Source organism: Pseudobutyrivibrio sp., from assembly GCF_015057185.1.
Lineage (GTDB): Bacteria > Bacillota > Clostridia > Lachnospirales > Lachnospiraceae > Pseudobutyrivibrio.
Map to the genome: position 1 here is coordinate 1 of NZ_SVEV01000025.1, position 25,363 is coordinate 25,363.

The 25,363-nt window shown below is 38.8% G+C and carries 25 protein-coding genes and 1 tRNA gene; all 26 read right to left on the reverse strand.

What is annotated here, in order from left to right:
• Positions 1-385: 385 nt before the first annotated feature.
• Entirely contained in the window at positions 386-1,408 is a 1,023-nt protein-coding gene (locus tag E7276_RS10595) for a threonine aldolase family protein (RefSeq protein ID WP_294217287.1), read from the reverse strand.
• 113 nt (positions 1,409-1,521) lie between these two features.
• Positions 1,522-1,607: transfer RNA gene (locus tag E7276_RS10600), tRNA-Ser, on the reverse strand.
• A 150-nt stretch (positions 1,608-1,757) separates the two neighbouring features.
• On the reverse strand, positions 1,758-2,447 hold the full coding sequence (gene ispD / locus E7276_RS10605) for a 2-C-methyl-D-erythritol 4-phosphate cytidylyltransferase (protein ID WP_294217290.1): 690 nt from the start codon (positions 2,445-2,447) through the stop codon (positions 1,758-1,760).
• Positions 2,447-3,472, reverse strand: a complete 1,026-nt coding sequence (gene tsaD / locus E7276_RS10610) for a tRNA (adenosine(37)-N6)-threonylcarbamoyltransferase complex transferase subunit TsaD (RefSeq protein WP_294217292.1) — start codon at positions 3,470-3,472, stop codon at positions 2,447-2,449. The genes ispD and tsaD overlap by 1 nt, the downstream gene beginning before the upstream one ends.
• Positions 3,462-4,046, reverse strand: a complete 585-nt coding sequence (locus E7276_RS10615) for a DUF6715 family protein (protein WP_294217295.1) — start codon at positions 4,044-4,046, stop codon at positions 3,462-3,464. Before E7276_RS10615 ends, tsaD begins: the two co-directional genes overlap by 11 nt.
• 1 nt (position 4,047) lies before the next feature.
• A complete protein-coding gene (locus E7276_RS10620) occupies positions 4,048-4,959 on the reverse strand; it encodes a ribonuclease Z (RefSeq protein ID WP_294217297.1) in 912 nt (303 codons plus the stop codon).
• Positions 4,960-5,400 (reverse strand): ribosomal protein S18-alanine N-acetyltransferase, encoded by a 441-nt coding sequence (gene rimI, locus E7276_RS10625; protein ID WP_294217300.1) that lies wholly within the window; start codon positions 5,398-5,400, stop codon positions 4,960-4,962.
• Positions 5,400-6,110: a tRNA (adenosine(37)-N6)-threonylcarbamoyltransferase complex dimerization subunit type 1 TsaB gene (tsaB, locus tag E7276_RS10630; protein ID WP_294217302.1), complete on the reverse strand. Its 711-nt coding sequence runs from the start codon at positions 6,108-6,110 to the stop codon at positions 5,400-5,402. The genes rimI and tsaB overlap by 1 nt, the downstream gene beginning before the upstream one ends.
• 3 nt (positions 6,111-6,113) lie before the next feature.
• Positions 6,114-6,551 carry a tRNA (adenosine(37)-N6)-threonylcarbamoyltransferase complex ATPase subunit type 1 TsaE gene (gene tsaE, locus E7276_RS10635; RefSeq protein WP_294217309.1) on the reverse strand — a complete coding sequence of 146 codons (438 nt, stop codon included), beginning with the start codon at positions 6,549-6,551 and terminating at the stop codon, positions 6,114-6,116.
• Entirely contained in the window at positions 6,548-7,051 is a 504-nt protein-coding gene (locus E7276_RS10640; protein ID WP_294217312.1) for a YcxB family protein, read from the reverse strand. The genes tsaE and E7276_RS10640 overlap by 4 nt, the downstream gene beginning before the upstream one ends.
• A gap of 333 nt (positions 7,052-7,384) precedes the next feature.
• Positions 7,385-9,538 carry a Tex family protein gene (locus tag E7276_RS10645; RefSeq protein WP_294217315.1) on the reverse strand — a complete coding sequence of 718 codons (2,154 nt, stop codon included), beginning with the start codon at positions 9,536-9,538 and terminating at the stop codon, positions 7,385-7,387.
• Positions 9,539-9,664: 126 nt separating this feature from the next.
• Positions 9,665-10,711, reverse strand: coding sequence for an acyltransferase family protein (locus E7276_RS10650; protein ID WP_294217319.1), 1,047 nt, complete (start codon positions 10,709-10,711; stop codon positions 9,665-9,667).
• 134 nt (positions 10,712-10,845) lie between these two features.
• On the reverse strand, positions 10,846-11,211 hold the full coding sequence (locus E7276_RS10655) for a DUF1667 domain-containing protein (RefSeq protein WP_294217322.1): 366 nt from the start codon (positions 11,209-11,211) through the stop codon (positions 10,846-10,848).
• Positions 11,212-11,229: 18 nt separating this feature from the next.
• A complete protein-coding gene (locus E7276_RS10660; RefSeq protein ID WP_294217324.1) occupies positions 11,230-12,492 on the reverse strand; it encodes an NAD(P)/FAD-dependent oxidoreductase in 1,263 nt (420 codons plus the stop codon).
• Positions 12,492-13,949, reverse strand: a complete 1,458-nt coding sequence (locus tag E7276_RS10665; protein ID WP_294217430.1) for an NAD(P)/FAD-dependent oxidoreductase — start codon at positions 13,947-13,949, stop codon at positions 12,492-12,494. The genes E7276_RS10660 and E7276_RS10665 overlap by 1 nt, the downstream gene beginning before the upstream one ends.
• A 193-nt stretch (positions 13,950-14,142) precedes the next feature.
• The gene (locus E7276_RS10670; protein ID WP_294217326.1) at positions 14,143-14,868 is read right to left on the reverse strand and encodes an MIP/aquaporin family protein; all 726 of its coding nucleotides are present in this window, start codon (positions 14,866-14,868) and stop codon (positions 14,143-14,145) included.
• 32 nt (positions 14,869-14,900) lie between these two features.
• The gene (glpK, locus tag E7276_RS10675) at positions 14,901-16,400 is read right to left on the reverse strand and encodes a glycerol kinase GlpK (RefSeq protein ID WP_294217329.1); all 1,500 of its coding nucleotides are present in this window, start codon (positions 16,398-16,400) and stop codon (positions 14,901-14,903) included.
• A 67-nt stretch (positions 16,401-16,467) separates the two neighbouring features.
• The gene (locus tag E7276_RS10680) at positions 16,468-17,046 is read right to left on the reverse strand and encodes a glycerol-3-phosphate responsive antiterminator (RefSeq protein ID WP_294217332.1); all 579 of its coding nucleotides are present in this window, start codon (positions 17,044-17,046) and stop codon (positions 16,468-16,470) included.
• A 295-nt stretch (positions 17,047-17,341) separates the two neighbouring features.
• Positions 17,342-17,944 (reverse strand): bifunctional phosphoserine phosphatase/homoserine phosphotransferase ThrH, encoded by a 603-nt coding sequence (gene thrH, locus E7276_RS10685; RefSeq protein WP_294217335.1) that lies wholly within the window; start codon positions 17,942-17,944, stop codon positions 17,342-17,344.
• A gap of 18 nt (positions 17,945-17,962) precedes the next feature.
• Positions 17,963-19,159, reverse strand: coding sequence for a homoserine dehydrogenase (locus E7276_RS10690; RefSeq protein WP_294217338.1), 1,197 nt, complete (start codon positions 19,157-19,159; stop codon positions 17,963-17,965).
• Between the two features lie 4 nt (positions 19,160-19,163).
• A complete protein-coding gene (locus E7276_RS10695) occupies positions 19,164-19,607 on the reverse strand; it encodes an ACT domain-containing protein (protein ID WP_294217340.1) in 444 nt (147 codons plus the stop codon).
• Between the two features lie 107 nt (positions 19,608-19,714).
• Positions 19,715-20,852, reverse strand: a protein-coding gene (prfB, locus tag E7276_RS10700; protein ID WP_294217342.1) for a peptide chain release factor 2 whose coding sequence is annotated in 2 segments (ribosomal slippage) — positions 19,715-20,776 and positions 20,778-20,852 — 1,137 coding nt in all. Because the reading frame shifts where the segments join, the coding sequence is not laid out codon by codon here.
• A gap of 155 nt (positions 20,853-21,007) precedes the next feature.
• Entirely contained in the window at positions 21,008-22,261 is a 1,254-nt protein-coding gene (locus E7276_RS10705) for a S41 family peptidase (protein WP_294217345.1), read from the reverse strand.
• A gap of 70 nt (positions 22,262-22,331) precedes the next feature.
• The gene (gene ftsX / locus E7276_RS10710) at positions 22,332-23,240 is read right to left on the reverse strand and encodes a permease-like cell division protein FtsX (protein ID WP_294217347.1); all 909 of its coding nucleotides are present in this window, start codon (positions 23,238-23,240) and stop codon (positions 22,332-22,334) included.
• Positions 23,230-23,910, reverse strand: coding sequence for a cell division ATP-binding protein FtsE (gene ftsE, locus E7276_RS10715; RefSeq protein ID WP_294217350.1), 681 nt, complete (start codon positions 23,908-23,910; stop codon positions 23,230-23,232). The genes ftsX and ftsE overlap by 11 nt, the downstream gene beginning before the upstream one ends.
• Before the next feature lie 41 nt (positions 23,911-23,951).
• Complete coding sequence (locus tag E7276_RS10720; RefSeq protein ID WP_294217353.1) at positions 23,952-25,040, reverse strand: PucR family transcriptional regulator; 1,089 nt, start codon at positions 25,038-25,040, stop codon at positions 23,952-23,954.
• Positions 25,041-25,363: the final 323 nt, after the last annotated feature.

A 25,363-nucleotide genomic window follows, 5' to 3' on the forward strand; every position in this document is an offset into this window, starting at 1 on the left:
GTGTAAGTAACAAGCTTGCTTGTTACCAATTAACTTGTATTAATTCAAGGTTTGTTTCACTGTTCAGTTATCAATCTTCATTTCGTTGTTGCCCTCAGCAGCAACTCGTTCATATTATCACGATGCCAGCTTTTTGTCAACAACTTTTTGTTTTTTATTTTCTTGATTCTCTTTGAAGAATCAAGGGCTGAAGCACTATTGCGTCAGCTTGTTTATAGTATCAAGTGGCAAGCTTTTTGTCAAGCACTTTTTACTATATTTTTCTGTCTTAATTCAAGAGAAATAGTTCATTTTTCAAACTATTTTCCTTTCCCGCGACAGCTTGTTTATAATAGCATTCAGCCCTTTTTGTGTCAACAACTTTTTGTTAATTTTTCGATATTTTTCACAGTATTTTCTTGAGTTCTTCTACTGCATTATCTGAGGTCGCCCAGCTTGTTGCTATTCGGATCACAGTATGGGTCTCATCATACTTTTCCCAAAATCCATAAGCAACCTTTTCTCCAAAGGATTCAAGCTTTTCATTTTCCATTACAACAAAAATCTGATTTGTTGGATTCTCCATATACAGCTTGTAACCTTTGGACTTTAAATCGTCGCGTATTATTGCAGCTTGCTTCACCGCATTTATTCCCATAGACATATATAAATCATCTGTAAATAATGCATCAAACTGCAAACCTAGTAGACGCCCCTTTGCCAATAAAGCTCCATGCTGCTTGATTTGGGTTATCATGTGTTTAGGAGTATTCCCTTTTGTAAACACAACCGCCTCTCCAAAGAGTGCTCCAACTTTAGTCCCACCAATATAGAAAACATCTGCAAAAGCTGCTATATCTGCCATGGATAATTCCGACTGAGCAGCAAGACCGTAAGCAAGTCGTGCGCCATCTACAAATAATGGCATTTCGTATTCCTTACATATAGAAGAAATAGCATCAAGCTCCTCACGTGAATAAAGTGTTCCATATTCAGTAGGATACGATATATACACCATGCCTGGATTAACCATATGTTCTGCGCTATCATCAGCATAATGATCAATTAACATCTGTTTCAATTCTGACGCGTCAATTTTACCTTCATGAGCTGGCAATGTGATTACCTTGTGACCACTATATTCAATAGCCCCTGCCTCATGAACCGCCACATGACCTGTATCTGCTGCAACCACACCATCATAGTTAGAAAGCATTGAATCAATCACAACTTGGTTAGTCTGTGTACCACCCACAAGGAAATAAATATCAGCATTAGGACATTTTATGTAATCTCGAATCTTTTCCTTAGCGCTGTTGCAAAATTCATCTTCCCCATATCCAGGTGTGGATACCATGTTTGTGTCATTTAAAGCCTGAAGCACTTTAGGATGACAACCTTCCGCATAATCACATGAAAAATAGAGCATACTTTACCTCCCTTATAGCACAAAAGCCAGATATGCATACGGTTATAAACCATAAGATTCTGGCTCTCATTATACAAAAAAGGTAGTCACATTTGCGACTACCTTTTATAAAACGCAGAGGGTGGGATTCGAACCCACGCGCCCTTGCGGACAAACGGTTTTCAAGACCGCCTCGTTATGACCACTTCGATACCTCTGCATGTATCTCTCGGACACGAATAGTATAATAACATCCGTGCCCTATTATGTCAACAAAAAATCATAAGTTTTTTCGGAAATCCCCGAATTCAGAAAATTATGACAATGCTTATATTTGCTTGCTTTTTCTAATGTAAATCCTTGTATACTTTTAACATCTTTTAAGAATTGCCTCTCCAAAAGCGGCATCCTCAGGAGTAGTAACTTTTATGTTAGTATATGCTCCCTCTATCATATGAACATCATGATCCGTTGCCAGCTCAACTATCATCGCATCATCAGTAACCGAATATTCCTCAGCCTTTGATATGATTTTATCGTAAGCGCCACGAATTAGGTTGTATTCAAAGCATTGTGGAGTCTGAACAATCCATACATTGCTTCTGTCTGGTGTGTCAAGAACCTTTCTGTGCGAATCTGTAATTTTGACCGTATCCTTTGTTGGCATTCCAACCACACAAGATTCATAAAGTGCTACAGCAGACATGCATCTATGAATAATATCTACAGAGACAAATGCACGTGCACAGTCGTGTATCAGTACATATCCATCATTAATCGCCTGCAATCCTGCATAAACAGAATCGTAACGCTCTTCTCCACCTTCAACGATAGCTATGCATTTATCTATATGATATTTCTCAATTATTTCCTTGCGACATTTCTCAACATCACCATGGGCAACAACTAAGACTATTTGAGTACATTTGCTTTCTTGAAATGTACGTAGACAGTGAACCATCAAAGGTGCTCCACCAATATCCATATATTGTTTTGGAATTTCTTGTTCCATACGTTTGCCAGAGCCAGCCGCTAAAACTATCGCTGTGAATTTGTTCATTATCTTTCTCCCAATTTAAGATTTGGAATTGCGTTTAAATCCCAACCATCACGTTTACCTGATAAGTATTCATAATAAGCTGCTGCGCCTATCATTGCCGCATTGTCTGTGCATAAAATTGGAGATGGATGATAGAACTTCACCCCTTTTTCTGCACACATCTTTTCTATGGCAGCCCTCAATGTCTGATTTGAAGCAACTCCACCAGCTATCGCAAATTTATCCATGCCGAACTCGTCAATAGCCATAGCAGCATGCTCACAAAGAGTATCAATTACTGTCTGTTGGAAGGATGCTGCAACATCAGCTTCATTAATTGTTTCGCCCTTCATTTGAGCGCCATTTATATAATTTAATACCTGCGATTTAAGTCCACTAAAAGAAAAATCATATAGTCCATCAGATACCTTTGGTCGTGTAAATTGAATAGCAGTTGAATCGCCCTCATGGGCTTTCTTTTCAATTTTAGGTCCTCCAGGATATCCAAGCCCAATAGCACGAGCCACTTTGTCAAAAGCTTCTCCCGCAGCATCGTCTCTGGTGCGTCCTAATATTTCATATTTACCATAATCTGCAACTCTAACCAAATGAGTATGTCCACCAGATACTACAAGGCACAAGAATGGTGGTTCTAATTCTTTATTCTCTATATAATTGGCACTAATATGTCCTTCTATGTGATGCACACCAATAAGTGGTTTGCCTGTTGCAAAAGCAAGAGCCTTTGCCTCTGCAACACCTACAAGCAATGCACCAACAAGCCCTGGTCCATAGGTAACAGCTATAGCATCAATATCCTCTAGTCCCATATCAGCTTCTTCTAAAGCCTGCTCTATTACCTGATTGATTCTCTCGATGTGTTTTCTCGATGCAATTTCAGGAACTACTCCGCCATAAAGAGTATGCAATGGAATCTGAGTTGATATTACGTTACTTCGCACATCTCTTCCATTTACAACTACAGCTGCTGCAGTTTCGTCGCAAGAGCTTTCTATAGATAATATTTTTATTTCCTTAGTATCCATTTATTTCGTCCTCTGTAGACAACCTCCATGTAAGGATTTTCCAATGGCCATTAGAATCTTTTCGCAAGCAAAAATCTTCGTAGGTCCTTGTATACTGGCTGCCTTCTCTAATAAAGTAATAAACATTTACAAAGGCACACTCATAACCATTAACCGTTTTGTATTGGACCTCTTTAGAATCACTGACTGTTGCAGAAACAATTACTCTATTTCTATTATGATAATCATCAATCTCCATTGAGAGAGATGCCAAATATGTATCTCTCGGATTGTACTGGAGAAGCTCGTCATCCATAAGCTTACGAGCCTGATCAGCCATTTCTTCTAACTCAGATTGATCAAAGTCCTCACTATAATAGGCTGTAATAATTCGATTGTACCATTTAACTACTGCTCTAGGTGTGGCTGGATAATCAGTATCAAAATTTTTATTGATTATTGCCTGCACTTCAGAAAGGTCAACTTCTTCTTGCGTTGTTGCTGACGCATTTCTCCGTGACAGATAGGCATAAAAGCCTATAATCAACGAAGCCATACAGATTACCGCTATTCCTATTCGCAGTACCTTTTTCATATTACTCCTCCACAAAATCAAGCTCTAAAAACTTGCCGTCTTCTCCCAAGTGAGCCTGTGGAAAAATCTCACAGACTTCTTTCATATACTTTTTGTGCCCCGTCAATGAAGGTGAATAATGAGTGAGCCAAAGCTCTTTAACCTTTGCATCTCTGGCAACCTTCGCTGCCTCATAAAAAGTCATGTGCTTATTTTGCTTAGCCTTGGCCAATTTATCCTTTTCTGCATACATCCCCTCGCAGATAAGAAGATCCGAATCTGTCGCTGCTTCAACCAAAGATTTGGTTGGTCTAGTGTCTGTACAATATGTAACTTTAATTCCTTTTCGAGCTTTTCCCATAACCATGTCCGGTGTATAAACCTTGCCATCATACTCAACTGAATTGCCCTTCTGTAAAGGATTCCACAATTGAACCGGAATGTTAAGAGCCTTCGCATTCTCTACATCAAATCTGCCTTTTCTAGGAATATCAATAGTATATCCATAACAAAGTACATTATGATTAACCTTAAATGCATGTATCTGATACCCAAGGATTTCAATTCTCTGATCAGGCTCAGTTATTTCTATTAGATTAATTTGAAATGGAAGCTCTGGAGCAATTACTCTGAGAGAGTTAACTACTCTTTCAAGACCTTTTGGTCCAATAATCGTAATCGGGTCAGTGCGATCCGAATTGCCCATTGAAAGTAGGAATCCCGGCAGTCCACTAACGTGATCGGCATGATAATGAGTCAAGCAAATCACCGAAATAGGATTTGGCGAAAACCCTGCTTCCCGAAGGGCCACTTGGGTGCCTTCACCGCAATCCACAAGTAGACCTTCACCGTTAAATCTAAACAGACAAGATGTCAACCATCGATTTGGCAACGGCATCATTCCTGCTGTTCCTAACAAACATACATCTAACATCTATATATCTAACCTCATACATACAGCATCCTCGACTGGATTGCTGTAGAAATATTTGCGAATGCCGATTTCTTCGAAGCCCATATGCTCATACAAGCTACGAGCCGGCATATTGGATACTCTAACCTCAAGAAAGATTGTTTCTATTCCTCGAGATTTTAGTTCTTTGATTGAATACTCCAAAAGTTGACGACCTAGCCCTCTACCACGGCAGGTTTCCTTAACGACTATATCCGGAAGTTCGGATTCTGGCGGTGTCAGATAAAACACACTATAGCCGACAATAATTCCTTCTTCCTCTGCCACAATTACAAATGCATGCGACGAACATATAGCCTCATCAAAAGAACAAAAGGACCAGGGACAACTCATTGATGCATTTTCTATATCAACAATATTTGTCAGGTCCTTCTCTGTTGCAAATCTAAATGTAAAAGCCATTAAGCTTTTCCTTCCTTTTCCATGCGTTCACGTTCTGCCTGGGACAGTCTCAAATATTCAGGTCTATGGTCTGCGGCCGTCTCAATATCACCATTCTCATAATAGATACAGCCTAAGGCTGCCACTGAAGAAGCATGCTGTCTGTTAAGATGAGCAGGTGCAAACCTATAAGGGACCTTAACCTCGGAAGCAACTAATTCTTTGAACACAGGTACCCCGTCCCCTAGGAAGGTAACAGGTCTACCAATAGTATTAATTTCCTTTGCAATATCATGGAAATCCAGAGCGCATTGCTCTTTGATAACATTAAACTGGCCATCCTCTAAGAACTCATAAATGCCAGTATAAACTTGACCACGTCTAGCGTCGAGAATAGGGCAAATCACCCCAGATGCCCCCCACATATTGAAGGCGAGAGCATCGACTGTTGGCACAGATACGATAGGACACCCAAGGGCAAGCCCCAGCCCCTTCGCTGTAGCAGATGCAATACGAAGCCCAGTAAAAGAGCCTGGACCAGCGGCAACTGCAATGGCATCAACAGTATATAAATCTAATTCCACCATCTTTTTAAGCTCGTCCAACATTGGAAGCAATGTCTGAGAATGAGTCTTTTTATATCCTGTGGTGTACTCTCCAATTAAATTGTCGTCCTCAACAATGGCAACAGATGCAACAAGACCTGAGCCATCAATTCCTAAAATCTTCATAGTCTAACGTGAAATAGTTTCTATCGTAATTTTGCGATAGTCAAATCCTTTTTCTAAATTTTTCTCGATTGTTACCTGAGTATATTCGTCTGGTAAAATCTCTTCTATAAGATTAGCCCACTCAATAAGTGAGACGCCATCTCCATATATATAGTCCTCATAGCCGATTTCGTCCATCTCTTCGATATCGCCTATGCGGTATACATCGAAATGATAAAATGGCAACCTACCAGTATCGTACACTTGAACGATTGTAAAAGTAGGACTGCAAATAGGCTCATCTATTTCAAGACCTGTAGCAAAGCCTTGTGTAAAAACTGTTTTACCAACACCCAAGTCTCCAATTAAAGTAAATACCTGTCCTGGAGTCGCTTGCGATGCAAGCCTTTGACCTAGAGCTTCTGTTTCTTCTGGTGAATTAGTTTCTATTATTTCTATCATTTTAGTTGTAACTTATAATCCTCTACATGCTGTTTAATGTACTCTTTTATATTGTCATAATCCTCGGCAATATCTGCCATAGGAATAATATATGCATTTACTCGATTACTATAGATAAGTAAATAGCCCTTCCATGTGGAAATTTTGTATACATACTCCCATGGAAGCTCAGCTGGTTCGTCAGTAGTAGGTGATGAGATAATAATACCCGAATCAGCAAGCTCATATGTCAAAGGATGCTGAAAAACTTCCTGGGTCATCTGCGCCTTTGATTTAAGTTTAAGGCTCATTGGTATGTAAATCAGAAACACAAATGCAACAGCTGGATACATAACCTGATAAACAAGTCTCAACTGTGGAAAACGCAATATCCACACCACAATCAATAAAACAAACAGAACAACTGAAAGAATGCCCTGATTGTGTGTGTAGGCATAATGCATATTGTATCTATATAAATCGTCATCTGTAATCTTGGTGCTAAATTTAATATTAGTCATAATTTTTCTCCCTATATATAGTGTATTTTACCATAAATAAGAACAAAAAAATACAATTATTCAACCCCATTATAAAAAGGGGCGCCACTATGCAGTGTCCCCCTTTTGTGTCGTAGTCAGGAGGAAGGCAAAAAAAGAGTGAGCCGAAACCCCTAACGACTCACTCATTAACCATTTCTCCTAAAAAGCTAACTCATTGTTACTTTTCTTTACATGGAAAAGTATAGGTATTTTCTACAACAATGTCAACAAATTGTGCTTCTTAGGGTATTATTTCGTATAGTTGCATAATTTGCACGTGTAATATATGTGCATTATACGAAAACCTTTAAGCTATTTATTTTTATTTAATTTCATGGTAAGGGCAATTCTGCCCTTTTTCTCATCAACTGAAAGAACCTCTACATCAACGATATCTCCTACAGATACTACTTCAAGAGGATGCTTAATATAACGGTCAGTCATCTGCGAAATGTGCACAAGACCATCCTGATGAACGCCAATATCAACAAATGCACCAAAATCAATTACATTTCGTACAGTTCCTTTGAGCTGCATGCCTGGCTTTAAATCCTTCATCTCAAGAACATCACTCTTTAGGATTGGCTTTGGCATATCCTCACGAGGATCACGTCCTGGCTTTTCTAATTCTTTTACGATATCCTCAAGTGTCATTTCGCCAACACCAAGCTCTGTGGATAACGCCTTGATATCGGCGATACTCTTGTGGATTTCTTTAAGAGTGCCTGCTGCAATATCCTTTACATCAAACCCGAGTTTTTCAAGGAGAGCCTTTGCCGCATCGTAGCTTTCTGGATGTACAGCTGTGGAATCAAGTGGATTTCTACCACCTGTAATTCTCATGAAACCTGCACACTGCTCAAATGCTTTAGGCCCAAGCTTAGGCACCTTTTTAAGCTCTGCACGAGAATTGAATCTACCATTCTCTTCTCTATAAGCAACGATGTTTTTAGCTAAAGTTTTGTTGATACCTGAAACGTATTCTAATAATGATGCTGAAGCAGTATTAAGATCTACACCTACAGCATTAACGCATGTCTCTACTACACCTGCAAGAGTCTCATCAAGCTTCTTTTGATTCATATCGTGCTGGTACTGTCCAACACCAACTGATTTAGGATCGATTTTTACAAGCTCTGCAAGTGGATCCTGAAGTCGACGGGCCATAGATGTGGCACTACGCTGTCCTACATCAAAGTTAGGGAACTCTTCTGTAGCAAGCTTACTTGCAGAGTAAACTGAAGCGCCTGCTTCATTTACAATAATATACTCAACCTTTTCTGGAATCTCTTTAAGCATATCTACAATAATCTGCTCTGACTCACGGCTTGCAGTACCATTTCCAAGAGAAATGAGCGAAACATTATACTTTTTAATGAGAGCCTTGATTACTTTCTTAGTTTCCTCAACTTTGTTCTGAGGCGCAGTTGGATAAACAACTGTAGTATCAAGAACCTTTCCTGTAGCATCAACTACTGCAATTTTGCATCCTGTTCTGAAAGCTGGGTCCCAACCAAGAACAACACGGCCTGCAATAGGTGGCTGCATAAGAAGCTGTGTGAGATTCTTTCCGAATACTTTGATAGCTCCATCCTCAGCCATCTCTGTAAGATTGTTTCTAATTTCATTTTCAATTGATGGAGCAATAAGTCTTGTATATGCGTCCTCAATTGTAGCCTGTAAAGCTTGATTCGTATTTACGTTATCTCGGCTGATAATTTTCTTTTCGAGATACTTGAGAATATCCTCTACTGGAGCCTCAATTGAGACCTTAAGGATTTTCTCTTTTTCTCCACGATTAAGAGCAAGAATTCTATGACCTGGAAGCATTGCGATAGCCTCATCATAATCATAGTAATTCTCATATACAGACTCAGCCTCAGCATCCTTTGCCTTTGATACAATACGACCATTTTTGAAAGTCTTTTCACGAATCCATGTACGGTAATCCGCATCATCAGAAATACTCTCTGCAATGATATCGCAAGCGCCAGCAATAGCTTCCTCCGGAGTATTGACCTCTTTTTCTGGATTGATAAATGCTTTCGCTTCCTCTTCAAGGGACTTATCTGTCATCTGAAGAATAATAATATTTGCAAGAGGCTCTAAGCCTTTTTCCTTTGCGATAGTAGCTCGAGTGCGGCGCTTTGGTCTGTATGGACGATATAAATCATCAACTGCAACCTGTGTTGTAGCCTCAAGTATTGCTTTTTTCAGTTCCTCTGTGAGAAGCCCCTGTTCCTCGATTGAAGCAAGGCATGTGGCTTTTTTATCCTCTAAGTTACGTAAATAAGTAAGTCTCTCTGAAAGTGCTCTAAGCTGCTCATCATTAAGGCCGCCTGTAGCTTCCTTTCTATATCGAGAAATAAATGGAACCGTATTTCCTTCATCTAATAATTTCACTGCAGCCTCAACCTGCGCCGGACGCACCTGAAGTTCTGCTGCAATCTGTTTAGTAATATCCATGTTGTGTACTCCTATAGGTTTTTTCTCGCCTGTTACGCAAACAATCCATAGTATTACTCCGCTCAACACACGTTTCGCTTGAGTAATCTATGAGATTGTTTACTACAGGCTATTTTTACTTTTCAATTATAAACATTTCTTTACACGGTTTGTGAAATATCTCACCAGCGCGGATGATGCCCATGTCAATGCGATGGACAGTAATAACATCGTAAAAGTCTCACGGCGACTATATAATGAAATGTCATAATGCCTAAATAATAAGGTGATAATGATGTGGTGTGTCAAAATAACATACCAGCTGATACCTGAAATATAGGCGATAACTTTATATATTTTCTTTTCAGGAGAGATATCCACATCTCTTATAGCAAGAAACATAGTTATCGACCAAATTACACAGATTATCTCAAAGGGCTGGTCTAAAACTACTGGGAAAATCGCAGTATAGCCAGCAATCAATAAATATACAAATATTGCCACAGAAACAACTGCACAAATAATCCTAGTTGTTTTTGAAATTTCCTTTTTTCCAACTAACTCATAAAGGAGCATTCCAACAAAGAAGTATAAAAAAACAAATAGTGGATTGTGCTCCACTTGAATATCAAATGGATTAAAGAAAAATAGCAATAATATATTCCAAGCAACTAAAACAGCAAAAATTGTATATTTAAATTTTTTGATTAACTTTGCAAATAACGGGAAGAGCAAATAGCAAGCCACAATACATGACATAAACCATTCGCCAATTAGATAAAACCCTAGTCCACCACTCATTTCCTGAACCATGGCATCAACGCCCAATATTGTAAATACGAACATATATAATGGAGATGTACTACCTGCTGCAACATTATTAGCTGCGAAATACACAAGAAACATTATCGTATATGCGATATAAAAAGGAATAAACAAACCTTTGAATCTTCTAATGTAGTATTCTTTTATGCTTAATTCATTCTCATGATTATACATAAGAGCATAACCAGATATAATAAACAAAAATAAGCTAGCTGGACGCGCCCAGATATTAGCAAAATAATTGACGGATGGCATAATAGGATCCGTGCCATGGGCTAAATTAATGTACTCTATACAGAAATGATACAGAAATATAAAAATAACTCCAATATCCCTGAGGATATCGAGACCAATTATTCTTTTTTTCATAATCAAGAATCTCCTCTGATTAAATTCTTTATTAAGTATATTCAATTAGGGGTTGAAAAAGCAAGTAATAGTTGGGCTCAGCCAAATAAGCACAAAAATGCCCTCCCTTCAAGGGGAGGGCCATAATTGTTATATTATTTAACTTCTACATTTCTTGTGGCAACAACATCTACACCTGTGCCGCATACATTTTTAACTACTACATCACCAATATGAACTGGCGCTTTCATTACTGCTGCATCAATTTCTTTCATGACAGCACCAATTTTATCCTTTGGAATATTTGATTTTGTCTTAACCGATACACGTGGTTTATCACCACCAAGAATTATAGCAGTTGAAGTAACTGTACGTTCTGGATGTGTAACCTCATTTTTTGCATAATTCTCACCGATTTTACAGGTGTTTCCTGTAACTGAGATTACCTCTCCTTTTTCTAATTCTACTGTAATGGCACAACCCATTGGGCAGCCGATACATGTCAATTCTCTCTTTTCCATAATTTATCTTCTGCCTCCTTAGTTATCCTCTATTTTTACAGTTATTTTCTTAAGCCCTGACTTCTCTTTTAGTTTATCTTTAAGCAAAATAACCTGTTCCATTTCACCAGGTGCCATAATACGTTTCTTGTTGTGCATTACTCTCTCATCATCAAAGTAAACACTTACGTAAGAGTCCTTATATACAGCACCTACACGGAAACGAACTGTAAGCTTGTCATCCATTCTATCCACATTGATAGTAGATGGAACTGTGTAACGAGCGCCTTCTGTAGCCACAATCTCGATATCAGCTTTTGCATCTGAAAGCTGACCCTTAACAAATTTAGCTGCATTCTGACCAGCTCTATCTGCTTCCTCAGAAACATAGTCAACAAGATCATGTACATGAAGTACATTACCACAAGCAAATACACCAGGAATGTTAGTCTCGAGAGATTCATTTACAACAGGGCCGCTTGTGATTGGACTCATCTCAACTCCTGCATTTCTAGAAAGCTCATTCTCAGGAATAAGTCCGCAAGAAAGGAGAAGTGTATCACATGTATATCTCTCCTCTGTACCAGGAATTGGTTTGCCCTTGTTATCAACCTCTGCAATTGTAACTGCAGTTACATGCTCTTTACCTTCGATGTCAACGACTGTGTGGGAAAGTTTAAGAGGAATGCCAAAATCGTCAAGACACTGAACGATATTTCTCTTTAAGCCACCTGAATATGGCATAAGTTCTGCAACAACTTTAACCTTTGCTCCCTCAAGAGTCATTCGACGAGCCATAATAAGTCCAATATCACCAGAGCCTAAGATAACAACCTCACGGCCTGGCATATAGCCTTCAATGTTTACAAGGCGCTGTGCTGTACCTGCTGAGAAAATTCCCGCTGGTCTGTAGCCAGGAATGTTTAATGCCCCTCTTGGACGCTCACGGCATCCCATTGCAAGAATAACAGCTCCAGCCTTTATCTGATACATTCCATCTTCACGACTCATGGCTGTTACCACACGGTCCTCAGAAATATCCATTACCATTGTGTTGAGTTTATACTCGATTTTTGCATCAAGAACCTTCTCAATAAATCTATATGCATATTCTGGGCCTGTAAGCTCTTCTTTAAATGTGTGAAGTCCAAAACCATTGTGGATGCACTGGTTAAGAATGCCTCCTAATTCCTTATCTCTCTCTAAAATAAGAATTTTATCTACGCCGGCATTTCTTGCTGCAACAGCAGCTGCGAGTCCTGCTGGGCCGCCGCCAACAATAACAATATCGTAATTCATCATTACTGCTCGCCTCCCTTCTGATTCTTTGTGCGCTCGATTACAATATTTGACTTTCCACCACTCTTTGTAATCTCTTCATAATCGAGGCCGAGCTCTCTATGGAGTATCTCCATAGTTTTTGGAGAGCAGAAACCTGCCTGACATCTTCCCATTCCAGCTCTCGTTCTTCTCTTTACTCCGTCAAGCGAACGAGCACCTAAAGGTCTGTGAATTGCATCAAGAATTTCTCCCTCTGATATAGACTCGCAGCGGCAAATAATGTTACCATATGCTGGATTTTTCTTAATTAACTCATTTCTTTCTTCAACTGAAAGGTCTGCTGGGTTCATTACATCTTTTCTAGTGCTAATCCAATTAGTCTTTGGTGTAAGTCCCATCATATCCTTTAACATATTTCCAACCATTTCTCCGATGGCTGGGCTAGATGTAAGTCCTGGCGATTCGATTGCAGCGCAATCAATAAAGTGCTTTGCACCCTTTACTTCTCCGATGATGAACTCATGGCGAGCTTCATGGGCACGAAGACCTGCAAATGATGTGATAACCTTTCTCATTGGAAGATTCTTTACATGGTCATTTGCCTTTGCAATTAAATCATTGATTCCAGCAGCTGTTGTGTTTGTTCCCTCTTTGTCATCAATATCAATAGCTGTAGGTCCAACAATAAGATTTCCATGAACTGTTGGAGATACCAGAACACCTTTTCCAAGGTTTGTTGGCTGTGGAAAAATAGTGTGACTAACATGATTTCCAACTTCTTTATCAAGCAAGCAGTAGTCACCACGTCTTGGAATAATTTCTATTTTGTCGTCGTCCTGGCTAACCATATTGTGGATAACACCAGAATATACACCTGCTGCATTTACTACATATTTTGAAACATACTCACCATTGTTGGTGCGAATGTGCCATAGTCCGTCTTCACCGGCTTTGATAGCCTCAACCTTTGTATTAAATCTAAAATCGACTCCGTTTACATTTGCATTTTCTGCCATCGCAATGCAAAGCTTGAATGGACAAATAATACCGCCAGTTGGTGCATATAAAGCTCCTTCTACGTTGTCTGAAAGATTTGGTTCCATTTCAAGAGCCTCTTCACGGCTAAGGATTCTCATATCCTTTACACCATTTTTTATTCCTCTGTCATAGAGCTCCTGAAGACCAGGAAGAGCTTCCTTATGAATGCAAACAACCATAGAACCATTTCTTTTGAACGGAATGTCCAAATCACGGCAAAGGTCGTCCATCATTTCATTTCCTCGTACATTTAATTTTGCCATCAATGATCCAGCAGCAGCATCAAAGCCTGCATGCACAATTGCTGAATTTGCCTTTGACGTTCCCTCACATACATCTTCACATTTTTCCAAAACACAGACATTTGCCTCATAGCGTGAGAGTTCTCTTGCAATTGCGCTACCAGAAACGCCTGCGCCTATGATTATGACATCATACAACATAGTTTTTTCTCCTAACTAAAAATGTTTATTCATTAAGAAAAGGAGTCGGCAATTAGACGCATCTCATCATGCGTTCAATACCGACTCCAATCCTCAGTGTATCAATAATAAAGTTGTAAAATAAATGGTTACAGTATTGAATACTGAACTTATATTACAATACAAACATTGTAATTCTGTGAATGACTAATTAGCCAAACATCTGAGCTGCTGCAAGTGCATTGTAAAGTAAAGAAGCAACAACACCACCACAGATAGGTGCTACAGCTGGAATCCAGCCATATGACCAGTTACCATTCTTCTTGCCAAAGTTTGGTGCAAGGCAAAGATAAGCAATACGAGGAGCTGTATCTCTTGCTGCATTCATTGCGTATCCTGTTAATCCACCGAATGAAGCGCCGCAAGCAACGATTACACCGTATACAAGTGGCCAAACAACACGGTCTGTACCTGCTGGAATAAGTGCAAGTGTAAATACAAGTACGAATGTAGCTACAAACTCTGACATAAAGTTAAGGAACTGATTAGGAATTGAAGGTGCTGTACAGAAGCATCCTCTAACTACTGCATCATCAGCTGTTTCCTTAATGTGATCATGATAAAGAAGCATAAGGATAGCTGCACCTACAAAACCACCAAGCATCTGAGCTACTATTTGGCCGCCTGCTGTGCTCCAGTCGCCTGTTCTGATAGCAAGGCCAATTGTAACTGCTGGGTTAAAAGCTGATGGACATCCAGTAAAGTTGCTCATTGCAAATGCAGGAACCATAACAGCCATTCCCCAACCGATGAGGATGTGAACTGCTCCGCCGCCCTTGAAGCCTGATTTGTTCAATGAAACGTTACAGCAAACGCCATCGCCAAGAAGTACAAGTAAAATAGTACCAATAAACTCACCTACATAAATTGGATTCATAAAAACTTTACCCCCTTTTTAAGTTGTTTTATTTACTCTTTAGCCCAGCCTCTTGTTGCAGCAACAGCCTTTGACCATCCCTTGATAGCAGCTGTTCTGTCAGCATTTGTCATCTCTGGCTTGAACTCACGGTCAACTGACCAGTTCTTGATAACGTCTTCTTTGCTCTTCCAATAGCCAACTGCAAGACCTGCTAAGTAAGCAGCACCCATAGCTGTTGTCTCAACACAGCTTGGACGAAGAACGTCAGTATTAATAATATCTGACTGGAACTGCATCAAGAAGTTGTTGTTTGATGCACCACCGTCAACCTTTAATGCTGTAAGGTGCTTGCCTGAATCAAGCTCCATAGCATGAAGTACGTCATATGTCTGATATGCAAGTGACTCAAGAGTAGCTCTGATGAGGTGATATTTATTAACACCACGTGTAAGTCCTGTGATTGCTCCACGTGCATATGGATCCCAATAAGGAGCGCCAAGACCTGTAAATGCAGGTACTACGTAGCAACCATTTGTATCCTTAACACGAGTAGCAAAGTACTCTGAATCTGGAGAAGAATCAACAATCTTTAACTCATCACGTAACCACTGGATAGCAGCGCCAGCAACATATACAGAGCCTTCAAGTGCATATGTAACCTTGCCATCAAGTCCCCAAGCGATAGTTGTAAGAAGATCGTTCTTAGAGAAGATTGGCTTCTCACCTGTATTCATAAGCATGAAGCAACCTGTACCATATGTGTTCTTTGCTTCGCCTTCGTTGTAGCATGTCTGTCCAAAAAGAGCTGCCTGCTGATCACCAGCAGCACCAGCGATGCGGATAGGACCACCAAAGAATTCTGGATCTGATTCTCCATAGATGCAGCTTGAAGGTTTAACCTCTGGAAGCATGCTCTTTGGAATCTCAAGAATCTGGCAAAGCTCATCATCCCACTCAAGTGTGTTGATGTTGAACAATAATGTACGGCTTGCATTTGAATAATCTGTAACATGTACTTTGCCCTTTGTAAGCTTGTAGATCAACCAAGAATCTACAGTACCGAAGCAAAGCTCGCCTTTTTCAGCTCTCTCACGAGCGCCCTCAACATTATCGAGAATCCAACGGATTTTTGTTCCTGAGAAATATGGGTCAAATTTAAGACCTGTCTTCTGCTGGAATTTTTCAACGATACCTGGAATCTTTCCCTTCATCTGCTCAGCAAAGTCTGCTGTACGACGGCACTGCCATACGATTGCATGTGTGATAGGCTGTCCTGTAGCTCTATCCCAAACAATAACAGTTTCACGCTGATTTGTGATACCGATTGCTGCGATATCCTCTGATTTAGCGTTTACTTTTCTCATTGCTTCACGAGCAACTGAAAGCTGTGTCTGCCAGATTTCGTTTGCATCATGCTCAACCCAACCTGGCTGTGGGAAATACTGTGTAAATTCCTTCTGTGCAACAGAGCACATCTCGCCCTTTTCATTGAAAAGGATACATCTGTTACTTGTTGTTCCGGCATCGAGAGCCATTACGTATTTTGCCATTATTACTCCTCCTTTTTGCCTTTGGCATTAGCAAGTTACTTTTGAAGTGAGTCCTAATTAGCTACGCTTAAAGCTGCCATACCTTTTCATTGGTGGTAGATACAGCAAGCACCCCATTATTAAGCGCATTCATAACATCATCCCTATCTGAAATCAAGCCTCCTGCCAAAACAGGGACTCGGCTAACAGATTTAACCCTTTTTATAATCTTTGGTAAGACTATTCCTGGAAGGATTTCGATGACATCCGGCTGAGATATCCCGTGCCTGTCTTGTTTTTCAATGTTAACAAGTGCCATGCTATCGATTACGAAATATCTAAGTACCGAATATAGACCCAACTCCTTTGCCCTTCCGATAAGATTCCCCTTTGTTGTAATAATACCGTCTGCCACAGTATTATTTTTTATAAAGTCAACGGAGATATCCTTGGTATTATTTAGTCCTGCAATCAGATCCAAATGTACCATCGCTACTTTGTCTGCATCTTTTATTTTTTGTACAATTCTTGGAATTGAACAAACGTCCCCATACAAGATAAATATTATCTCACAATCAGATGCAATAGCATGCTCCAATCCCTCGTCATCCTTTATGGCTGCAATAACTGGATTTGCTTCCAGTTTATCGATAAACTCTCTGTGCATTACTTATACTCCCTCATAGTAATCTTCCAATCCCTAGGCACAAAAAAAGAACATGCCTAGAAATACACAAGAATCACCTTATGTTAAGTCGCAGCCACATTCTCATCTCTCACGGGCATTTATTTACTTTGTATACTAATAATACACCTCACATGGGTAAAATTCAACATACATTTTTCACAAAATAGAAATACTATGTACACAATTACCTATAATAACCTATTTCACGGCATTTCAAATTAAGTAATAATCGTTTATTTGCATAAAAAAAGCTTCCCCATTAAGGGGAAGCAAATTATTTTTGTGCATTTATTATAGCATTATACAAATCATCATATTCTTCAAAGGCTGGATATTGAGGGTAATCTTTTTTTATTGCCTCAGTTGTTCTAAATAAGAATCCTGCTTTTGAAGCCTGAATCATTGCCAAATCATTAAAGCTATCGCCACTTGCTATTGTCTCAAATCCACAGGACTGTAAAGCTTTGACTGTTGTAAGCTTGCTTTTTTCGCAGCGCATTTTATAGCCTGTTATCTCTCCATCAGCTCCAACAATTAGTTCGTTGCAGAAAATAGTAGGCATACCAAGCTTTTCCATTAAAGGACCTGCAAATTGCGAAAAAGTATCACTAATAATTATTGTCTGTCCATGTGCTCTTAATTTGTCTAAAAATTCTTTTGCCCCTGGAAGTGGATCTATTTTTGCTATTGTTTCTTGAATTTCTTTGAGTCCAAGACCATGCTCCTTTAGAATTTCAATTCTATAGTTCATAAGCTTGTCATAATCAGGCTCATCTCTTGTTGTCTTTTTCAATTCTGGAATACCAGTAGCCTCCGCAAAAGCAATCCATATTTCAGGAACTAAAACCCCTTCTAAATCTAAGCAAGTAATATACATAATTCTTCTCCTAAAAAGCTAAAATACTCTTATAACCTGTTTAACACCACCAAGAGCAGCAGCACGCTCATCAAACTCTGCCTCTGTCATAAGCTGAGTAACAAATCCAACTTCTTCATCTAAGTCTAAGTTTGAATACTCTACTTTGTCGAATTCGTTTTCAATGTTTGATTGCAATGCAGATGTTCTAACAAAGAATCTATATTCTTGCTTTGCAGAATCAGCTAATTCAAGTTTTTCATGATCCCAACCAATTTTAACGTGTCTATTAGTATTTCTAGCCAAGAAAACCATATCTCCAACTACTGCAGATGCTGTAGGAAGAGCGCCTGCACCAGCTCCATAATACATTGATTCTCCAAGCATATTGCCTTTTACAGAAACAGCATTCATAACGCCTGCCACATGGTACAGCATTTGTTCAGGCTTAATTAAAAATGGAGCAACTCTGCAGGAATATGTATCTCCAACCTTTACGCTACGAGCAATAAGTTTAATACTGCACCCCATTGCTTTTGCATATCTAAAATCTGTTGAAGAGATTTTGCTAATTCCCTCAGTTGGAATTTCATTAAAGTCTACATTTTTTCCTGATACTAATGAAGTAAGAATAGCAATTTTACGGCAGCTATCATGTCCTTCTACATCAGCTGTAGGGTCCTTTTCTGCATATCCTAATGACTGTGCTTCTGCCAAAATCTCATTATAATCGCTTCCAAACTGTTCCATGTTTGTAAGCATGTAATTAGTTGTTCCATTGCAGATAGCATCGATTTCTTCGATAACATCACCAGTCAAGCAAGCTGTTAGTGTTCTAATAATTGGAATTCCGCCGCCTACTGCTGCCTCAAATACGAAGTTAACATTATTTTTCTCTGCAATTTCCATGAGCTCTGCGCCCTTGTCTGCAACCAAGGCTTTATTTGAAGTAGTGACCGACTTTCCAGCTTCAAGCATTTCTTTTACAAATGTAAATGCAGGCTCAACCCCACCCATGGTTTCAACAACGATTTGAACGTCTTTATCTTTTGCTATTTTCTTGTAGTCTTTTACGAAACAATCCTCATGTGGATCACCAGGAAAATCCCTCAAATCCAAGATATATTTAAGCTCAAGCTCTTCGCCAAGTCTGGCCTTGATGATATCTTTATTTGTGTCTAAAACTTTTGCCACACCAGAACCAATTGTTCCGTATCCCATAATTGCTGCTTTCATCTTGTCACTCCCTTGCTAATATTTTTACGTAGTGTACGCCTTCCACATTCTCAATGGCGCTGATTAAATCGGTAAAATCTCCTGAATCTTCCAAAATATCCACCGAAATTGTAAGTGTTGCAAAACCATTAACCGGTATACTCTGATGAATAGTTAAAATATTCACGCGGGAATTAGCCATAACATCAAGAACTCTTGATAGAATTCCTGGTTCATCCTCAAGCTGAATTACCATATTTATGGTTTTGCCCTTAGTATCCTCATGAAATGGAAAAATGTCATCTTTGTACTTATAAAAAGAGCTTCTGCTAATACCAACTTGCTCTGTAGCCTCTTGTACTGAGTCACATTTCCCTGTATCAATAAGCTTTTTTGCTGCTACAACCTTAAGTAATACTTCAGGCACAGCCTTTTCCTTTAAAACAAAATAGGTAGTCTTCTCTGCCATAGCTCCTCCTAGTGTCTTTTGTACAAAAACATTTGTACACGCTCAGAAGATAATAACATTAAATACTACCTATTTTCAAGTACTTTATTAAATTAAAGTGTCAAATTTTATTCTGTTTCCATTGCGCCTCTATCAGGGCAGCCTAAAGAGAGCCATTTTAAATACGCATTCATGAATGGTGTAAGCTTACCATCTAGCACTGCATCTGCATTTCCAGACTCTTCACCTGTTCTAAGATCCTTGACCATGGTATATGGTTGAAGGACATAGGAACGAATTTGATTACCCCAGCCAATGTCAGAAACCTCGCCTCGGATACCACTAGCCTTGGCAGCATTTTCCTCTTGCTTTAAAAGCAATAACTTGGTTTTCAACATCTGCATTGCCTTGTCTTTATTTTGGAATTGGCTTCGTTCATTTTGGCAGGTAACTACTATACCAGTAGGAAAATGGGTAATTCTAATTGCCGAACTCGTTTTGTTGATATGCTGTCCACCTGCGCCTGAAGAACGATATGTATCAATTCGAATATCTTCATCACGAATCTCAACATCAACGTCTTCTTCAATATCAGGCATTACATCACAGCTGGCAAAAGAAGTCTGTCGTTTGCCCTGGGCATTAAATGGAGAAATTCGAACCAGTCTATGGATTCCTTTCTCGGATTTAAGATATCCATACGCATTTTCTCCATTAACCTGGAAGGTAACAGATTTAATACCTGCCTCGTCACCCTCTTGATAGTCCAGCTCATCCACAGAAAAGCCTGCATCGCCAGCCCAACGGGTATACATTCTGTATAGCATTTGTACCCAGTCACAAGCCTCTACACCACCAGCACCTGAGTGTAAGGTGACAATAGCGTTATCACTATCATATTCTCCAGATAACAATGTTTTCATTCTTAGACTTTCAAGTGAAGCTTCGAATTCTTCTATAAGGACAGCAACCGTATCGACGATTTCCTGATCCTCTTCTTCGTTTCCAAGCTCTATGTAGTCTTCAATTTCTTTATATAAATCATCAAGTTTATCTATGACAGCTACGTCGTCCTTCATTGATTTTAGCTCTTTCATCTTTGCAGTGGACGCGTTAGCATCTGTCCAAAAATCAGGAGCCTCCATCTCTCGCTCTAGCTCTTCAATTCGAGCCTTTTTAGCTGCGACGTCAAAGTGAATCCCTCACTTCCGTCATAGAATTTTTTTGCGACGTTAGTCGCACCTTGAACTGATCTAGTTCTATCACGAAATCACCACCTTTGTCTCGCCTGTTACACTCTCAAGCCTGAGTGCAGCTTTACTCGACTAACATGTCTCGCGCAGCAGCACTCAGAGCTTGATAGTTACAGGCTATTTATACTCTACCTAATTATTTACAGTTGCCCGCCTACAAAATAGCATTTATTCCCCCAGTACTTCCAACGCTTTTTGTAGCTGATTATCATATTCTATGCTATAGGCCTCATTCTCTCCACCAAGGAACTCATATTCAAGGACTATGTCAGGAGTAATACCTTTGCCATGTATGCATTCTCCACTTGGTGTGTAATATCTAGAGGTTGTAATTTTTACTGCTGTTCCATCCCCCAAATCTATTGTAGACTGGACAATTCCTTTACCATAGGTTTGAGTTCCTATAATTGTACCATACTCAAAGTCCCTAATAGCACCTGTAAATATTTCAGCTGCCGATGCTGTATTTCCATTGACCAAAACTGCCATTGGAATATCTTTGTAGTTATCTGCATCCGAAGAATATTCAACCTTATAATCATTTCTATCCATTGTGTAAACCACAGTACCCTCTGGAAGAAGATAATCTAAAATTTTTACAACTGAATCAACAAGTCCGCCACCATTATTTCTCATATCAAAAACGACAGCAGTCATTCCCTGAGATTCCAAATCCTCATAGGCTTCAACAAAATCATCATACGTACTCTCTGTAAATTGAGATACTGCAATATAGCCTATATTATTCTCTAACATCTTTGATTCGACTGTAGGAGTAGCAATAGTTTCTCTCTCGCATGTAATTGTCATTTCCTCGCCATCACGAGAAATAACAAGGGCAACAGATGTGCCTTCCTCTCCACGAATATGTTGAACAAATTCATCCAAATCCATATCCACAGCTAGGTATTCATCTGCTGAAACAATACTGTCACCAGCCTGCAAGCCGGCTTTTTCTGCTGGTGTGTCACTGTATACCTTTGTTATATTAACCTCACCAGTTTCTATATTTTTTTGAAGAAGAGCTCCAATTCCAGCATAGTTGCCGGACAAGGTAGACATTAATTCGTCGTATTCATCTTCTGTATAATACTCTGAGTATGGATCATCTAAGCTTTCAAATAAGCCCTCATACAATCCATTCTGTAAAGTTTCATCATCAACATCTATATAATAGTAGTCTTTAATCAATTGGATTAATGAGCTTAGCTTTGCGTTCTCGCCAACTGTTGATGATGTAACCGCTGACTTTTTGTTAACTGTTCCAACTGCAAATAATATACCTAAGGTTATAGCTGCACCTAATGCTATTCCCAAAACAGCAGCTAGAAATATAGGCCACTTTTTTGTACTCTTCTTTTCTACAGTCTCTTCTATTGAGACCTCCTCAATATCCTCACACATTTTTATACGCCTTTCCATTTAAGTAAAAATCCTTATATACAAAAGTGCCTCAGCAATCGCCAAGGCACTCCCCTATTATTTATAATAGCTAAACTCTCAAATGCTTATGCAAAGTAAATCTCGAGCCAACCCAACCTATTCCAACGCCAAGCACTAATGACACTGGTACAAGGGTTTTAAATATAGTTTCTACTGGTATAAAAGATACCATATCACTCAAGAAATTGAACTCACTCGCTGCATAAGAAATTACTTTCTCATAAATAAAGAATAGAAGAACTAGTGGAATAATCGAGCCAATCAAGCCGATAAAAATACCCTCAACAACGAATGGCTGTCTAACGAAGGCATCCTTAGCTCCAATTAATTTCATAATAGCAATTTCTTCTTTTCGTACGGAAATACCTACCATAACTGTATTACTAATCAAGAATACAGAAACGAATAGAAGAATTGTAACAATCGCCATTGATATTATTGTGATGGCTCTGTTAATATCTGTAAAAGTTTTGGCAGCAACCTCTGATTTATTTACCTGTCGAACGCCATCTAGACTCTCAAGATATGAAACCAAAGTAGACTGCATCGAAACATCGCTCAAATAGATTTCATAGTTAGCTGATTCTGCAAGAGGATTATCATCTGCAAAACTATCAGCAGCATCTTCGTGTCCTGCGAAGTAAATGCTCTTATATTCTTCCCAAGCATCTTCAGCAGAAACGAACTCATATTTTGAAACCTCTGGGCGCTTTGCTATTTCATTACCAATCTCATCTATACGATTCTGAGTAATTCCTTTATCAAAGAAACAAGTAACAGCTACGCCTTCTTCTGCTTCTTTAAGCATTGCCTGGAAATTAGTTCCTAATGAGTAAAAAATACCGAATAAGAATATGCATGCAGACATAGTTGCTATAGACGCCAACGAAAAGAGTTTATTTCTCCATACGTTTTTAATACCCTGTCCAATGTTGTAAATATGGGTACTAATCTTCATAGTCATCACCTCCAACGTCACTTACTACCACGCCTTTTTTAATGGTGATAACTCGCTTATTCATTGCTCTAACAATTTCCATATTATGGGTAACAACAACTACTGTAGTTCCTCGCTGATTGATTTCCTCAAGTAGCTTCATAATTTCCCATGTATTATCATTGTCCAAATTACCAGTAGGTTCATCTGCCAAAATAATTTTTGGCTCATTAATAAGAGCTCTAGCAATAGCCACTCTCTGCTGTTCTCCACCAGAAAGCTGACTTGGTCTAGATTTGTATTTAGCTGCAAGTCCTACTAGAGATAAAATAGTAGGAACCTTTTTCTTAATCTCTCTATTTGGAGATTCAACTACCTTCATTGCAAAGGCAACATTTTCATAAACATTTCTATCTGGAAGAAGTCTGAAATTCTGGAAGACTACTCCAACATTACGTCTATACTTTGGAATCTTTTTGTGGGTAACCTTTTTAAGGTCCTGACCATTGATGTATATTTTACCCTTTGTAGGCTCTAATTCTTTAAGTAATAATCTAATAAGTGTAGATTTACCAGAGCCACTATCACCAACAACAAAAACAAATTCTCCTGGATCAATATGTATAGTTACATCCTCTAGAGCTGGTTTCCCAACTTCGTACGATTTACTAACATGATCTAATCGTATCAATATTAATTACCTCTTTCCGCTGAATAACTGTAAAGTAATATTTAGAACTTTTCATCCTCCATATACTTCATGTATTTTACTACCATAAGTGCAATTTTGAAAGTAATTGCATCTTCAAATACTCTTAAATCTAACCCCGTGCTCTTTTCAAGCTTGTCCAAACGATATACTAAAGTATTTCTGTGGATATATAGCTGTCTAGATGTCTCAGATACATTTAAGCTATTCTCAAAGAATTTGCTGATAGTTGTCAAAGTCTCTTCGTCAAAATCATCTGGTGATTTATTTTCAAAAATCTCCGAAATAAACATTTTGCAAAGAGGAATTGGCAACTGATAAATAAGACGACCTATTCCAAGAGCAGAGTATGCTATAACACGTTTGTCGTTGAAGAATATTTTACCAACATCCATAGCCATAGACGCTTCTTTATAAGAACGTGATACTTCTTTTATTTCGCCAACAACAGTTCCGTATGACACTCTGATTTCTTTTGAATTCTTATCGTGGAATGCATCGATAATAACAGCAGCAATCTTGTCGATATCACTGTAGCTGTCATTCTCGCCTAATTCCTTTACTACAATAATATTATGCTCATCAACAGCAGTAACAAAGTCCTTTGTTTTGCCGCCAAAGACAGAACGAACTCTATCTAATTCGTCACCATCCTTATCTGGGCCAACTTCCACAATCATTACTACTCTTCGAGCGTTAATATCTACGTGAAGTTTTTTAGAACGATTATAAATATCCACAAGAAGCAAATTATCTAATAATAAGTTCTTGATGAAATTATCTTTATCAAAGCGTTCCTTATAGGCAATCATCAACTCCTGGATTTGGAATGCCGCGATTTTGCCAATTGTAGATGCTTGTTCCCCATCTCCTTGAGCTAAAATAACGAATTCAAGCTGCTGATCATCAAACACCTTGAAAAAGTGATATCCCAAAGCCACCTGACTATCGGCCTCTGATGCTGCAAAAACTGATACAGCGTCTGCTAGTTGTGCAGTTTCCGTGAAAGTAGCTGCACAAACAACCCCCTCAGAGTCCATAACAGCCAAATCTATTTTTGTAAGCTGATGCAGCCCTTCTATTGTATTTTGCATAATCTGATTCGAAATCATATCGAATACCTCCTACTTTTATATGCAATATAAACAATGCAAAAACCCTTTTTTGCATACAATTACACATAACCTATGCCCATTCTAATATAAATAACCAAAAAATGAAATAGGAAACTTATATTTATTTATGCAAATTTACAAATTAATATGATGATGGACAAATATGAAGCTATTGTGAACTGAAGTATAATTCGAAATATTGTCAGTAAATACACATTTATATCTGAAAATAGTATATCAGCAATAAAGTCAAGTAATTCCGACAAATTGCCAACATTTGTAGAATTGAACCAAAACATTCGTTTATGTGAATTGTGGAT